Genomic DNA, 14,518 nt, shown 5'->3' with positions numbered 1-14,518 from the left:
CGAGAACCTCGCCATAACCCCGGTGACTCGCCCGCACCACCCCTGCATGGCGAGTACACGGACACGACAGCTCTGGAGAAACTCGAGCATGAACCGCAAGACTTTGGTGCTGCCGGCCGTTGTCGGCTTGCTCGCCCCGGTGCTCGCCGCGTGTGGCGGTTCCGGCAGCGGAGGCAGCAGCGGCGGCACGATCGTCGTGGGCACCACGGACCGGTTCACCGCATCGAAGGATGCCCCGGCTCCTCTCGACCCGGCGTACGCCTACGACGTCGGCACCTGGAACATCCTGCGCCAGACCGTGCAGACCCTGATGGTCCAGCCGCGCGGTGACGGCGACCCCCAGCCCGAGGCTGCCGAGAGCTGCGGTTTCACCGACTCCGGCAACGAGCGCTACGCCTGCACGCTGCGGGACGGACTGAAGTTCGCGAACGGTGACGCGATCACCGCCAAGGACGTGAAGTTCTCGATCGACCGCGCGATGTCGCTCAAGGCCGACAGCGGTGTGTTCGCGCTGCTGTCCACCGTGGACACGATCGAGACGCAGGGCGACCGCCAGGTGATCTTCCACCTCAAGACCGCGGACGCCACCTTCCCGTTCAAGCTGTCGACCCCGGTCGCCGGCATCGTGAACCCGAAGGACTACGAGAAGGACAAGCTGCGCGACGGCTTCAACGTCGACGGCTCCGGTCCGTACACCCTTCAGGCCGACGTCAAGAACGACGAGGCCGTCAAGCTCACCTTCACCAAGAACCCGAACTACAAGGGTCTGTTGAAGCCGAAGAACGACAAGGCCGAGATACGCTCCTTCGAGAGCGCCGACGCCATGGGCGCCGCGCTCGACAAGGGCGACATCGACCTGATGACCCGCGCGATGACGCCGGCGCAGATCACCAAGCTCGGCGCCGCGGGCACGAACAGCAAGATCAATCTGGTCGAGATGCCCGGCCTCGAGATCCGCTTCCTCGGCTTCAACACCGACGACCCGTCGGTGAAGAACAAGGCAGTCCGCCAGGCCATGGCCGAGGTGATCAACCGCGCCGAGCTCGTCTCCAAGGTGTACGGCTCCCAGGCCGAGCCGCTGTACTCCATGGTCCCGGCCACCATCACGGGTCACTCCAACTCGTTCTTCAACAAGTACGGCGACCCGAGCGTCTCCAAGGCCACCACGACGCTGAGCAAGGCCGGCATCACCACCCCGGTGAAGCTCACCCTGCACTACACGACCGACCACTACGGCTCGGTCACCCAGCAGGAGTTCGAGGTGCTGAAGAAGCAGCTCAACGCCAGTGGCCTGTTCGACGTCGACATCAAGGGCACGCCCTGGGTGAACTACCGCAAGGCCGAGCAGAAGGGCACGTACGAGGTCTACGGCATGGGTTGGTTCCCCGACTTCCCGGACGCCGACAACTACCTCGCGCCGTTCCTCGACAAGGACAACACCCTCGCGTCCCCGTATGTGAACACCACGATCCGCAACACGCTGATCCCGGAGTCCCGTCGCGAGGCCGACCGCCTCACCGCGTCGAAGAGCCTCACCGACATCCAGGACAAGGTGGCCGACGACGTACCGATCCTGCCGCTGTGGCAGGGCAAGCAGTACATCGCCGCGCGGGACAACATCACGGGTGCCGAGTGGGCGCTCAACTCCTCCTCGACGCTCCAGCTGTGGGAGCTCGGCCGCGGCGTGAGCTGACCGGTTCTCTTCGGGCGCCGGATCTCGCGGCCCGGCGCCCGCCCGCCGGATCCGGCGCCTGCCCGATCCGGCTTCCAGAGAACCCATGACCAGGCACCACCTCGTGAACACGTGCAACCAGTTGCCAGTCCTGTCCATCACGACGGGGCCGGCCACCGGTCTGCTCACCGGATGCGGCTCGGAAACGGGCGGGCAAGTACGGCGTGTACGGCTCCAGGACATCGTGGCCGAGGAGCTCCCGGACCTCCAGATCTGACACCGGCGGTAGCCGCACGACCTGTACGAACGCCGAGGGCGCCCTCTTCCAGGAAGAGGGCGCCCTCGGTCGTGTCGCTGCGTCGCCAGGGAAGCGAGTGGGTGGCTCCCGGGCTACGGCTGCGCGCCGGGGCGCACCAACCCGCTCTCGTACGCGTACACCGCGGCCTGCACCCGGTCGCGCAGCCCCAGCTTGGTCAGCACGTGGCCCACATGCGTCTTGACGGTGGTCTCGCTGACGAACAGGTCGGCGGCGATCTCCGCGTTCGACAGTCCGCGCGCCACCAACTTCAGCACCTCGACCTCACGCTCGGTCAGGGTGTGCAGCGTGTCCGGCACGGGCTCGTCGCCCGACGGCAGATGGCCCGCGTACTTGTCCAGCAGCCGGCGCGTGATGCTCGGCGCGAGCATCGCCTCGCCCGCGGCGACCACGCGGATCGCCTGCACCAGCTCATTGGCCGGCGCGTCCTTGAGCAGGAAGCCGCTGGCACCGGCGCGCAACGCCTCCACCACGTACTCGTCGAGGTCGAAGGTCGTCAGGACCAGCACCTTGGCCGGTCCGTCCCGCCCCGGCCCGGTGATCTGCCGGGTCGCCTCCACCCCGTCCATCCGGGGCATACGGATGTCCATCAGAACCACATCGGGCTGCAGGGCTCGTACCTGATCGAGTGCCTGGAGACCGTCACCGGCCTCGCCGACGACCGCAAGGTCCTGCTCCGCCTCCAGGATCATCCGGAAGCCGGTACGCAGCAGCGGCTGGTCGTCGACCAGTAGGACGCGGATGGCCACGTAAGTCTCCTTCGCTAGGGTCTGTCCGGCGGACCAGGTCTGAGGTGAGCAACGGCGCCTGACCCCGCGTCTCCGGCATGGTCCGCCCGACAGGCCCTAGCCCGGCCCCATTCTGCCCTGCTCGGTGCCGCCCGACTCGGGCGCCCTGACCGGCAGCGGATACGGCGGGGGAGTGCCGCCGAATTCCGGACACACCGACTGGTGGTCGCACCAGCCGCAGAGCTTGGTGGGCCGGGGCCGCCAGTCGCCCGTCTCGGTGGCCTGCCGGATCGCCTCCCACAGGGTGAGCAGCTTGCGCTCGACACGCTCCAGGTCCGCGATCACCGGGTCGTACGTCAACACGTCGCCGCTGCCGAGATAGACGAGCTGGAGCCGGCGCGGGACCACCTGCTTCAGCCGCCACACCACCAGGGCGTAGAACTTCATCTGGAACAGCGCACCCTCGGCATACTCGGGCCGCGGCGCCTTGCCCGTCTTGTAGTCGACGATCCGGACCTCGCCCGTAGGGGCCACGTCGACGCGGTCGATGATGCCGCGCAACTTCAGCCCGGAGTCGAGCTGGGTCTCGACGAACAGCTCACGCTCGGCCGGCTCGAGCCGCGTCGGGTCCTCGAGACTGAACCAGCGCTCCACCAACTGCTCCGCCTCGCCGAGCCAACGCGCCAGCCGCTCGCCCTCGGGGTCGTCGGCGAACAGCTCCACGACCTCGGGCCGGGTCTCACGCAGCCGGTCCCACTGACCGGGGATGAGGGACTTGGCGCGCGGAGCCGTCCGCTCCGTCGCCGGCGCGTCGAAGAGCCTCTCCAGCACCGCGTGCACCAGCGTGCCGCGGGTGGCCGCCTCGCTCGGCTTCTCGGGCAGCTTGTCGATCACCCGGAACCGGTAGAGCAACGGACACTGCATGAAGTCACTGGCGCGCGAGGGCGACAGCGAAGTCGGCGGCACGGCCGTGACGGCTCCGGCCGGCTCGGGCGGTACGGCGGCCCCGGTGCTGGTTTCCATGACCACAGACCTTACGGCCCGCCACTGACAGTGAGTGCACCGTCGGGGCTGGTGCGACCTTGTGCGACTGCGCGGAAAACAGAGGGGGTGCCGGGGCGAAACGCGTCGCGACGGCCGCATACCATCGACCCAGACCCTCCTGCTTCGCATGATCGGGAGCGGGAGACGCTTCGAACGAGGGGACATCGTGGACGAGAGCGGCGGGAGCGGGCAGCCGCGGTCCGGCACCGACGAGGCGACCGAGCGCCACGGAGAGCCGGGGGCCCCCTCGGCCCCGGCCGCCGACGCCACGCGCCCCGGACCGGAGCGACCCGAGCACCCCACCGGGCCGACGCCCACCGAACCGGGCCCCCCCGAGGCCGACCCCTCTCCCGACGGGACCCGCGAGGCAGAGCCGCACGCCAGCTCTCCGAGCGAGCCCGAGACGCCCAGCGGCGCCTCGGACGAGGCGGGAAGCGAAACCTCGGGCCAAGGCGCTACCGACTCCTCGGACCGGCCTCGCTCCGGGGCCTCGGGCGAGGCTCAGGCGGGCTCCGGCTCCCAGGACGCGCCCCCGGTACACCCCGACCCCCCGGCGGGAGCCCACACGGACCCCGCCCCCGCGAGCGACGCAGCCCGGGGCGCGGACGACCAGCCCACCGGCACCGGCACCCCCGCGCACCCCCGTACCCTCGCCCACTCCGCAACCGGCACCGGCAAGACGAAGCCGCCCCGGCGCGGCAGGGAGCCCGGCGGCGGCCTGCTGATGGGACGGCCGTTCGGCGTGCCCGTGTACGTGGCGCCCAGCTGGTTCCTCGTGGCCGCGCTGATCACCTGGGTGTTCGGCGGCCAACTCGACCGCGTGCTGCCCGAACTCGGCGCCCTGCGCTACCTCGTCTCCCTCTTCTTCGCGGTCGCCTTCTACGCCTCCGTCCTCGTCCACGAACTCGCCCACACCGTCGCCGCCCTACGCTTCAAACTGCCGGTGCGCCGGATCCAGCTGCAGTTCTTCGGCGGAGTCTCCGAGATCGAGAAGGAGGCCGAGACCCCGGGCCGGGAGTTCGTGCTGGCCTTCGTCGGCCCGCTGCTCTCCCTCGTCCTCTCCGGCCTCTTCCTCCTCGCCATGCAGGCCGTCGAACCCGGCACCGTCCCCGGCGTCCTGCTGGCAGGCCTGATGATCTCCAACCTGATCGTGGCCGCCTTCAACCTGCTCCCCGGCCTGCCCCTGGACGGCGGCCGCATGCTCCGCGCCGTCGTCTGGAAGATCACCGGCAAGCCGATGAGCGGCACGATCGCCGCCGCCTGGGTCGGCCGCGCCCTCGCCGTCTCCGTACTGATCGGACTGCCCCTGCTCACCCAGTCCGGAGCACTCGGCCAGACCCAGGACAACGGCAGCGGCATGGACACGGTCACCGACGCCCTGCTGGCCGCGATCCTCGCCGCGATCATCTGGACCGGCGCCGGCAACAGCCTCCGCATGGCCCGGCTGCGCGAACACCTGCCCGAGCTGCGCGCCCGCTCGCTCACCCGGCGCGCGGTCCCGGTCGAGACCAACACTCCGCTCTCGGAGGCACTGCGCCGCGCCAACGAGGCCGGCGCCCGCGCCCTGGTCGTGGTCGACGCCAACGGCGAACCGCTCTCCCTCGTCCGCGAGGCCGCCATCGTCGGCGTCCCGGAGCACCGCCGCCCCTGGGTCGCCGTCAGCGGCCTCGCCCAGGACCTCACCGACGGCATGCGCGTCTCCGCCGAGCTCGCCGGCGAAGACCTCCTCGACGTCCTGCGCGCCACCCCCGCCACCGAGTACCTGGTGGTCGAGGACTCCGGCGAGATCTACGGGGTCCTGTCGGCGGCAGACGTCGAGCGAGCCTTCGTCAAGGCGATGGCCCGCCCCTCCTGAGCGAATCCGTCGAACCCCCGCTGCTGTGGCGCGCCCCAATGGGGAGCGAGGCTGTGACATCGTGCGGCTCCGCCCCGTGGGCGCGACCAGCCACAGACGACCCGCACCTTCGAACCGCACCTCAGCAGGGCCCCCACGTGGTCGGCGCCCCGCGCAGGGACCGGTAGGCTGGTCACATGTCCGAACCGACCGGTGCCGCCCGCAGGCGCGGGCCCTTCAAGGTCGGGGACCAGGTTCAGCTGACCGACCCCAAGGGCCGCCACTACACGTTCACGCTCGAGGCCGGGAAGAACTTCCACACCCACAAGGGTTCCTTCCCCCACGACGAGCTGATCGGCGCTCCCGAGGGCAGCGTTGTCCGCACCACGGGGAACGTCGCCTATCTCGCGCTGCGCCCCCTGCTCCCCGACTACGTCCTGTCCATGCCCCGCGGCGCCGCCGTGGTCTACCCCAAGGACGCGGGGCAGATCCTGGCCTTCGCCGACATCTTCCCCGGCGCACGCGTCGTGGAAGCGGGCGTGGGCTCCGGCTCGCTCAGCAGCTTCCTGCTGCGCGCCATCGGTGACCAGGGCATGCTGCACTCCTACGAGCGCCGCGAGGACTTCGCCGAGATCGCCCAGCAGAACGTGGAGCGCTACTTCGGCGGCCCGCACCCCGCCTGGCAGCTCACCGTCGGCGACCTCCAGGACAACCTGTCCGACACCGAAGTCGACCGCGTCATCCTCGACATGCTCGCTCCCTGGGAGTGCCTGGAGGCCGTCTCCAAGGCGCTCGTCCCCGGCGGCATCCTCTGCTGCTACGTGGCGACCACCACCCAGCTCGCACGGACCGTCGAGTCCATCCGCGAGATCGGCTCCTTCAACGAGCCGACCGCCTGGGAGACGATGATCCGCAACTGGCACATCGAGGGCCTGGCCGTCCGCCCGGACCACCGGATGATCGGCCACACCGGCTTCCTGCTGACCGCCCGCCGCCTCGCGGACGGCGTCGAGCCGCCCATGCGTCGCCGCCGCCCCGCCAAGGGCGCCTACGGCGAGGACTACGCCGGTCCGAACGCCGACGGAGGCTCTCCAGCCGGATGAGCGGTCCGTAACGAACCCGTGGCCGACTGTCACGGGCGCGCCCGGCGCCCAGGCGACGTCGGGCACCCTCCTCGGCCGTATAGCTGTGCAGGCTGGGCCGACCAGCGTCCGGAGGGACGTGCCACGCGGGCTGACGGCTCCTGCCCCCAGCACCAGGGCACGAAGGCGATGGGCTTGCACCCAGCACCACTTGGGATCACCGAGCCAATCAGAGACGCTCAGGCCGCTGACCCGGTCGGCGCCCACGCCGTCGACGCACCCAACGCACCACACCTGTGGCCGAGTTCCCGGAAAGCACCCCGGAACTCGGCCACAGCGCCTTTCCGTAACCGGGCCCCAGGACACGTACGCAACTCCGCCGCAGCACTTTTCCGTTGACGCGCCGCCAGAAGTCCGGACCCCGCCGTTCCGCCCCACTGTGACGTGTGGCACCATGCTGGCCACCCCCCAACCCCACCGTCACGGCCCTCCCAGGAGACGCTCCTAGTGCAGCAATCCGTCGTCCCGGAACTGGCACACACGCACACCCGCCCCATCCACTGGCTCGCCACGGCCACCGCTCTGGCCGGAGTCGTCGCCCTCTCCTCGGTCATCCAACCCGGCTCCGCGACGGCGGCCCAGCCCGGCCCCGAGGCCAAGTCCGCCCCGGCCGCGACCACGGCCCCCGACCCCGCCGGCGTCACGTTCCCGATCGAGTGCGGGCCCACCAAGGTCCTCATACAGAAGACGGCCTCCGGAGATCTCGACGGAGACGGCAGCCCGGAGACGGTGGCCGTGGTCCGCTGCGACGCGGGCTCGGGCACCCCGCCCAACGGCGTGTACGTCCTCACCCAGGGCGAGGGCGCCAAGAAGCCCCGCGTCGTGGCCACCTTGGTCGATCCGAAGGACCGGCTGAGCGTCACGGACTTCGCGGTGCGTGACAGCGCCGTCACGGCGACGCTCCTCGGCTACTCCTCGGCCGACGTACCGAGTTGCTGCCCGGACGTGAAGGACCAGGCCAAGTGGCAGTGGAAGAACGGCACGTTCATCCGCTCGACGCCCGCCGACGCCCAAAACGTATGAGAAGTATGTGAGAAAAGAGACACGTCGTGACGCGGAGTGCCCCTCAGGTCACTCCGCGTCGGGGCCGTAGACCTCGACCCTGTCCGAAACTCGACGCACATGAATGCAGTCGCCCGGGCACTCCTTCGCGGAGTCGACGACATCGCGCAGAAGCGTCAGCGGTACGGGCGTTGTGGCGCCCGGGGCCTGCAGGAGCTCGTCCTCGGCGCTCTTCACATAGGCCAGGCCGTCGATGTCCAGCTCGAAGACCTCCGGCGCGTACTGGACGCAGATCCCGTCGCCAGTACAGAGATCCTGGTCGATCCAGACCTCAAGCGCCTCGATGGCGCCCTGCGCCTCCTGCTGCACGGTCATTTCTCCTGCCGTTTCCTGCGTCGAGCGATCCGAAGACTGGGGAATCGGGCCAGCTCTGACGGGTGTTGAACACGTCGACCCTACCTCCGCCCGCTTCCCAATCATGTTCGGTGGGTATTCCCCTGGCGTGAGGGAGAGCGCAAGGGTGAAGATCGGACACACCCCGACAGTCTTTGTGATCTAGGGGTTTCAATCGACACCCACCCAGGTAGGGTCTGGAAGCGTCCAGCTCCCCTTGGAGGAGGTGAGGACCGTGGCAGCCCACGACGACGACATGAACCGCGGCATCCGCCCGGGACGAGGGTCCGATGACCCTGCCGGGCAGGTTGCCTACCTTGAGCAGGAGATCGCCGTCCTGCGCCGCAAGCTCGCCGACTCTCCGCGGCACACGAGGATTCTCGAAGAGCGGATCGTCGAGCTGCAGACCAACCTGGCCGGCGTGTCCGCACAGAACGAGCGGCTCGCCAACACGCTCCGTGAGGCCCGCGACCAGATCGTGGCCCTCAAGGAAGAGGTCGACCGGCTCGCACAGCCACCGGCCGGCTTCGGCGTCTTCCTCACGGCGAACGAGGACGGCACGGCGGACATCTTCACCGGGGGCCGCAAGCTCCGGGTGAACGTCAGCCCCAGCGTGGAGCTCGAAGAGCTCAGGCGCGGCCAGGAAGTGATGCTCAACGAAGCCCTCAACGTGGTCGAGGCCATGGAGTACGAGAGCGTCGGCGACATCGTCACCCTCAAGGAGATCCTCGAGGACGGCGAACGCGCCCTCGTGGTGGGGCACACCGACGAGGAACGGGTGGTACGGCTCGCCGAACCGCTGCTGGACGTCGTCATCCGCCCCGGTGACGCCCTGCTTCTCGAACCCCGTTCCGGCTATGTCTACGAAGTTGTCCCCAAGAGCGAGGTCGAAGAGCTCGTCCTCGAAGAGGTCCCGGACATCGGCTACGAGCAGATCGGCGGCCTGGGAAACCAGATCGAAATGATCCGCGACGCGGTCGAGCTCCCCTACCTCTACCCCGACCTCTTCAAGGAGCACGAACTGCGCCCGCCCAAGGGCGTGCTGCTGTACGGGCCCCCCGGATGCGGCAAGACGCTCATCGCCAAGGCGGTCGCCAACTCGCTGGCCAAGAAGGTCGCCGAGGTCACCGGCCAAGCCACCGGCAAGAGCTTCTTCCTCAACATCAAGGGCCCCGAGCTCCTGAACAAGTACGTCGGCGAGACCGAGCGGCAGATCCGCCTCGTCTTCCAGCGTGCTCGTGAGAAGGCCAGCGAGGGCACCCCCGTCATCGTCTTCTTCGACGAGATGGAGTCCCTCTTCCGCACCCGTGGATCGGGCGTCAGCTCGGACGTGGAGAACACCATCGTCCCCCAGCTGCTCGCCGAGATCGACGGCGTGGAAGGCCTGGAGAACGTGGTCGTGATCGGCGCCTCGAACCGTGAGGACATGATCGACCCCGCGATCCTGCGCCCCGGACGACTCGATGTGAAGATCAAGATCGAGCGCCCGGACGCCGAGGCCGCCAAGGACATCTTCGCGAAGTACCTCACCGAGCGCCTCCCGCTGCACTCCGACGACCTCGGTGAGCACGGCGGGGACCGGGCGGCCACCGTCCACGGCATGATCCAGACCGCCGTGGAGCAGATGTACGCCGAGTCCGAGGAAAACCGCTTCCTCGAGGTCACCTACGCCAACGGCGACAAGGAAGTCCTCTACTTCAAGGACTTCAACTCCGGCGCCATGATCGAGAACATCGTCGGCCGCGCCAAGAAGGCCGCCATCAAGGCCTTCCTCGAACAGAACCAGAAGGGCCTTCGGGTCTCCCACCTCCTCCAGGCTTGCGTGGACGAGTTCAAGGAGAACGAGGACCTGCCGAACACCACCAACCCGGACGACTGGGCCCGAATCTCCGGAAAGAAGGGCGAACGGATCGTTTACATCCGTACGCTTGTCACCGGAAAGCAGGGCGCGGACACCGGACGCTCCATCGACACGGTGGCGAACACCGGTCAGTACCTGTAAAGGACAGGGCGGCTGCGGGTGCCCTCCACGGGTACCCGCAGCCGACTGTTTTCCGGGGCACGGCTGGAGCAGAGCAATGACGCAAATGATCTCCCCACCAGCGCAGAGGCGCTCTAGGCTCTTTCGTACCGCCGAGTCGCGCAGTGCGGGGACGGGCACCGCACACGCACCGGAGAACCAGCGGTACTTGAGCAGCGTCCCCGACCGAGGGCGCCGCCGGGCAAGGAGGGCCGCATGACCGTACGGCGAGTAATGGGCATCGAGACGGAGTACGGGATCTCCGTCCCCGGCCACCCCAACGCCAATGCCATGCTCACCTCGTCCCAGATCGTCAACGCGTACGCCGCGGCGATGCACCGGGCGCGCCGCGCCCGCTGGGACTTCGAGGAGGAGAACCCGCTCCGGGACGCGCGAGGCTTCGACCTCGCCCGCGAGACCGCCGACTCCAGCCAGCTCACCGACGAGGACATCGGCCTGGCCAATGTCATCCTCACCAATGGCGCACGGCTGTACGTGGACCACGCACACCCGGAGTACAGCGCTCCCGAGGTCACCAACCCGTGGGACGCCGTCCTGTGGGACAAGGCCGGCGAGCGCATCATGGCGGAGGCCGCGGAGCGCGCGGCCCAGCTCCCCGGCGCCCAGCCGATCCACCTCTACAAGAACAACACCGACAACAAGGGCGCCTCGTACGGCACGCACGAGAACTACCTGATGAAGCGGGAGACCCCCTTCTCGGACATCGTGCGCCACCTCACGCCGTTCTTCGTCTCACGCCAGGTCGTCACCGGAGCGGGCCGCGTCGGGATCGGCCAGGACGGGCACGAGCACGGCTTCCAGCTCAGCCAGCGCGCCGACTACTTCGAGGTCGAGGTGGGCCTCGAAACCACCCTGAAGCGCCCCATCATCAACACCCGCGACGAGCCGCACGCGGACGCGGAGAAGTACCGCAGGCTCCACGTGATCATCGGCGACGCGAACCTGTCGGAGATCTCGACCTATCTCAAGCTGGGCACGACCGCCCTGGTCCTGTCCATGATCGAAGACGGCTTCATCGCCGTCGACCTGGCCGTCGACCAGCCGGTGCGCACGCTGCACCAGGTCTCGCACGACCCCACGCTGAAGCGACTCGTCACGCTGCGTAGCGGACGCACACTGACGGCCGTACAGCTTCAGATGGAGTACTTCGAGCTGTCGCGCAAATACGTGGAGGAGCGCTTCGGGGCGGACGCCGACGACCAGACCAAGGATGTCCTGGCGCGCTGGGAGGACACCCTGAACCGCCTGGAGAACGACCCGATGAGCCTGGCCGGGGAGCTGGACTGGGTGGCCAAGCGGGAGCTCATGGAGGGCTACCGGCGCCGTGACGGCCTCGACTGGGACGCCGCCCGGCTGCACCTGGTCGACCTCCAGTACGCCGACGTACGCGCCGAGAAGGGTCTGTACAACCGTCTGGCGGCACGCGGCAAGATGAAGCGGCTCCTGGACGAGCAGGATGTCGAGCGGGCCCGCACCAAGCCGCCGGAGGACACCCGTGCGTACTTCCGCGGACGCTGCCTGGAGCAGTACGCGGACGACGTGGCGGCGGCCTCCTGGGACTCGGTGATCTTCGATCTGCCGGGCCGGGACTCGCTCCAGCGCGTCCCAACCCTGGAGCCGCTTCGCGGAACGCGTAATCACGTCAAGGAGCTCCTCGACCGCTGCCGTACGGCGGAAGACCTGGTCAGGGTCCTGTCAGGCGGCTGAGCGGGCCGCCAGGGGCCCTGCGGCCCAGGTGGCGCAATGGGGTGGAAAGACGCGACGTCCGGGAATCATCGAGGTGGCCCCCGGACGTTGTGGCAACTGCGGGGCCGATGTCGGACCCTGCTTGTAGGGTCTGATCAAGAACGGCGAACCGAGCGGGGTGAGGGTTATGGCGACCAAGGACACCGGCGGCGGACAGCAGAAGGCGACGCGTTCCACCGAGGAGGTCGAGGAGACGGCGCAAGACGCGCAGGTCTCCGAGGACCTCAAGGAACGCCAGGAGAAACTGAGCGACGACGTGGACTCGGTACTGGACGAAATCGACGACGTCTTGGAGGAAAACGCCGAGGACTTCGTTCGAAGTTTCGTTCAGAAAGGCGGCGAGTAGCCTTCGGATCGAAGGTTGCGGGGGCTTTCGACTTGGCAAGCGAAGAGGATGTGAAGTGCTGCGTGCGGTGCGGCGAGTACAAGCCGTACGCGGCCTTCGCCCGCAAGCGGTCCAACCTGGACGGTCTGCAGCGACACTGTCGAGATTGCGCATCGGACTATCACCGGACACATCAGCAGAGCCTCGGGCGAAAAGTTCGCCCCAAGATGGTAGTACCCGAGGGACACAAACTCTGTCTCAAGTGCGGCGAGGTCAAGCCGTGGACCGAGTGGCACCGCAATGCAACAGCCTCGGACGGGCTGTCGACGCGCTGCAAGGCGTGTCGAGCCGTTGAGGGGCGTGCCAGCCATCTGAAGCGCCACTACGGCATGACCGAAGCCAAGCGTGACGAGATGGTCGCCTCTCAAATGGGGCTCTGTGTGATCTGTTTGAAAGCTCCCGCAGTTCATGTGGATCACTGCCACGAGACGGGTAGGGTCCGTGGCGTACTGTGCTTCAACTGCAATTCGGCCATCGGCAAGTTGGGAGATGATCCCGACGCTGTTCGTCGGGCTGCCGCCTACTTGGAAGGATCCCCGTGGAAGCCAACACTCGTAGCACCGGGCGTCTACCGGCTGCCTTCCTGACGCCCGGTTCGTCGTCCTTCATGGACTTCCTGTCCGAGCACCAGCCGGAGATGCTGCCGGGCAAGCGGCAGCTGCCGCCCGTCCAGGGCGTGATCGAGGCCCCGCACGGCACGACCATCGTCGCCGTCACGTTCCCCGGCGGGGTCGTCCTCGCCGGTGACCGGCGGGCCACCATGGGCAACATGATCGCCCAGCGTGACATCGAGAAGGTCTTCCCGGCCGACGAGTACTCGGCGGTGGGCATCGCCGGTACGGCCGGTCTGGCCGTCGAGATGGTCAAGCTGTTCCAGCTGGAGCTGGAGCACTTCGAGAAGGTGGAGGGCACCACGCTCTCCCTGGAGGGCAAGGCGAACCGCCTCTCCACCATGATCCGTTCCAACCTCGGCATGGCCATGCAGGGCCTCGCTGTGGTCCCGCTCTTCGCCGGGTTCGATGTGGACCGCGACAAGGGCCGCATCTTCTCCTACGACGTCACAGGCGGCCGCTCCGAGGAGCAGGGCTACGCCTCCACCGGCTCCGGCTCGATCTTCGCGCGCGGTGCCATGAAGAAGCTCTACCGCGACGACCTGACCGAAGAGCAGGCTACGACCCTCGTCATCCAGGCGCTGTACGACGCGGCCGACGACGACTCGGCGACCGGTGGTCCCGACGTCGCCCGCCGGATCTACCCGATCGTCACCGTGATCACCGAGGACGGCTTCCGCAGGCTCACCGACGACGAGTCCGCCGAGATCGCCCGCGCGATCCTGGAGCGGCGTCTGGAGCAGCCGGACGGTCCGCGGGCCGCGCTGCTCTGAGTCCGGCTCTTTTTGCCAAGGTGACCCAGTGACTTCGACAGAAAGGGACGGATAACCGGTGTCGACGCCGTTCTATGTCTCACCCCAGCAGGCCATGGCCGACCGGGCGGAGTACGCCCGTAAGGGCATCGCCCGCGGTCGCAGCCTCGTTGTGCTGCAGTACGCCGACGGCATTGTGTTCGTCGGCGAGAACCCGTCCCGTGCGCTGCACAAGTTCAGCGAGATCTATGACCGGATCGGCTTCGCGGCCGCCGGCAAGTACAACGAATATGAGAATCTGCGGATCGGTGGTGTGCGTTATGCCGATCTGCGGGGTTACACCTATGACCGTGATGATGTGACCGCTCGGGGCCTGGCGAATGTGTACGCGCAGACGCTGGGCACGATCTTCTCCTCGGCGGCCGAGAAGCCGTACGAGGTGGAGCTGGTTGTCGCCGAGGTGGGGGAGACCCCTGAAGGTGACCAGATTTATCGGCTGCCGCACGACGGGTCCATCGTGGATGAGCACGGGTCCGTCGCGGTGGGTGGTAATGCCGAGCAGATCAGTAGCTATCTGGATCAGCGCCACCAGGACGGTATGACGCTGGCGGAGGCGCTGAAGCTGGCCGTGCAGTCGCTGTCGCGGGAGCCGAACGGGGGTGAGCGGGAGATTCCCGCGGAGCGCCTGGAGGTCGCGGTGCTGGACCGTACGCGTCCGCAGCAGCGTAAGTTCAAGCGGATCGTGGGGCGTCAGCTGGATCGGTTGTTGGAGGCGGGGGGCGCGTCGACCGCTACGGAGGCCGAGGACGCCGACGACGAGGAGTGATCCCTCGCCTGGCTTGGCCCTGCCCA

The 14,518-nt window shown here is 68.3% G+C and carries 14 protein-coding genes; 11 read left to right on the top strand and 3 right to left on the bottom strand.

What is annotated here, in order from left to right; genetic code table 11:
* Positions 1 to 88 precede the first annotated feature (88 nt).
* Together OG747_RS08575 and OG747_RS08570 are read left to right on the top strand one after the other, a co-directional pair.
* Positions 89 to 1,693, top strand: coding sequence for an ABC transporter substrate-binding protein (locus OG747_RS08575; RefSeq protein ID WP_405878677.1), 1,605 nt, complete (start codon positions 89 to 91; stop codon positions 1,691 to 1,693).
* An 85-nt stretch (positions 1,694 to 1,778) separates the two neighbouring features.
* A complete protein-coding gene (locus OG747_RS08570; protein ID WP_405878676.1) occupies positions 1,779 to 1,949 on the top strand; it encodes a hypothetical protein in 171 nt (56 codons plus the stop codon).
* A 113-nt stretch (positions 1,950 to 2,062) separates the two neighbouring features.
* Here OG747_RS08570 and OG747_RS08565 read toward each other — a convergent pair whose 3' ends face one another.
* Together OG747_RS08565 and OG747_RS08560 are read right to left on the bottom strand one after the other, a co-directional pair.
* The gene (locus OG747_RS08565) at positions 2,063 to 2,737 is read right to left on the bottom strand and encodes a response regulator (protein WP_405878675.1); all 675 of its coding nucleotides are present in this window, start codon (positions 2,735 to 2,737) and stop codon (positions 2,063 to 2,065) included.
* 96 nt (positions 2,738 to 2,833) lie between these two features.
* On the bottom strand, positions 2,834 to 3,739 hold the full coding sequence (locus OG747_RS08560; protein ID WP_405878674.1) for a RecB family exonuclease: 906 nt from the start codon (positions 3,737 to 3,739) through the stop codon (positions 2,834 to 2,836).
* 187 nt (positions 3,740 to 3,926) lie between these two features.
* Between OG747_RS08560 and OG747_RS08555 the strand changes: the two genes are divergently transcribed.
* From OG747_RS08555 to OG747_RS08545, 3 genes are all read left to right on the top strand, one after another.
* Positions 3,927 to 5,615, top strand: a complete 1,689-nt coding sequence (locus tag OG747_RS08555) for a site-2 protease family protein (RefSeq protein ID WP_405878673.1) — start codon at positions 3,927 to 3,929, stop codon at positions 5,613 to 5,615.
* A 176-nt stretch (positions 5,616 to 5,791) separates the two neighbouring features.
* Entirely contained in the window at positions 5,792 to 6,697 is a 906-nt protein-coding gene (locus tag OG747_RS08550; protein ID WP_405878672.1) for a tRNA (adenine-N1)-methyltransferase, read from the top strand.
* Between the two features lie 486 nt (positions 6,698 to 7,183).
* A complete protein-coding gene (locus OG747_RS08545) occupies positions 7,184 to 7,759 on the top strand; it encodes a hypothetical protein (protein WP_405878671.1) in 576 nt (191 codons plus the stop codon).
* A gap of 48 nt (positions 7,760 to 7,807) precedes the next feature.
* Here OG747_RS08545 and OG747_RS08540 read toward each other — a convergent pair whose 3' ends face one another.
* The gene (locus OG747_RS08540) at positions 7,808 to 8,113 is read right to left on the bottom strand and encodes a ferredoxin (RefSeq protein WP_405878670.1); all 306 of its coding nucleotides are present in this window, start codon (positions 8,111 to 8,113) and stop codon (positions 7,808 to 7,810) included.
* A gap of 253 nt (positions 8,114 to 8,366) precedes the next feature.
* Between OG747_RS08540 and arc the strand changes: the two genes are divergently transcribed.
* The 6 genes from arc to prcA all read left to right on the top strand — a co-directional run bounded on the left by arc (position 8,367) and on the right by prcA (position 14,492).
* Positions 8,367 to 10,133, top strand: a complete 1,767-nt coding sequence (gene arc, locus OG747_RS08535; RefSeq protein WP_405878669.1) for a proteasome ATPase — start codon at positions 8,367 to 8,369, stop codon at positions 10,131 to 10,133.
* 234 nt (positions 10,134 to 10,367) lie between these two features.
* Entirely contained in the window at positions 10,368 to 11,879 is a 1,512-nt protein-coding gene (dop, locus tag OG747_RS08530; RefSeq protein ID WP_405878668.1) for a depupylase/deamidase Dop, read from the top strand.
* A 166-nt stretch (positions 11,880 to 12,045) separates the two neighbouring features.
* Entirely contained in the window at positions 12,046 to 12,264 is a 219-nt protein-coding gene (locus OG747_RS08525) for a ubiquitin-like protein Pup (RefSeq protein WP_189187860.1), read from the top strand.
* Between the two features lie 32 nt (positions 12,265 to 12,296).
* On the top strand, positions 12,297 to 12,890 hold the full coding sequence (locus tag OG747_RS08520) for an endonuclease VII domain-containing protein (RefSeq protein WP_405878667.1): 594 nt from the start codon (positions 12,297 to 12,299) through the stop codon (positions 12,888 to 12,890).
* On the top strand, positions 12,842 to 13,687 hold the full coding sequence (gene prcB / locus OG747_RS08515) for a proteasome subunit beta (RefSeq protein ID WP_405878666.1): 846 nt from the start codon (positions 12,842 to 12,844) through the stop codon (positions 13,685 to 13,687). The genes OG747_RS08520 and prcB overlap by 49 nt, the downstream gene beginning before the upstream one ends.
* Positions 13,688 to 13,745: 58 nt before the next feature.
* On the top strand, positions 13,746 to 14,492 hold the full coding sequence (gene prcA, locus OG747_RS08510) for a proteasome subunit alpha (protein WP_405878665.1): 747 nt from the start codon (positions 13,746 to 13,748) through the stop codon (positions 14,490 to 14,492).
* The last annotated feature ends 26 nt before the right edge of the window (positions 14,493 to 14,518 follow it).

Origin of the sequence: Streptomyces sp. NBC_01384 (assembly GCF_045040035.1) — a bacterium.
Taxonomy (GTDB): domain Bacteria; phylum Actinomycetota; class Actinomycetes; order Streptomycetales; family Streptomycetaceae; genus Streptomyces.
The sequence above is the reverse complement of the archived record's forward strand: the minus strand, read 5'-3'. Positions and strand labels throughout refer to the sequence as shown.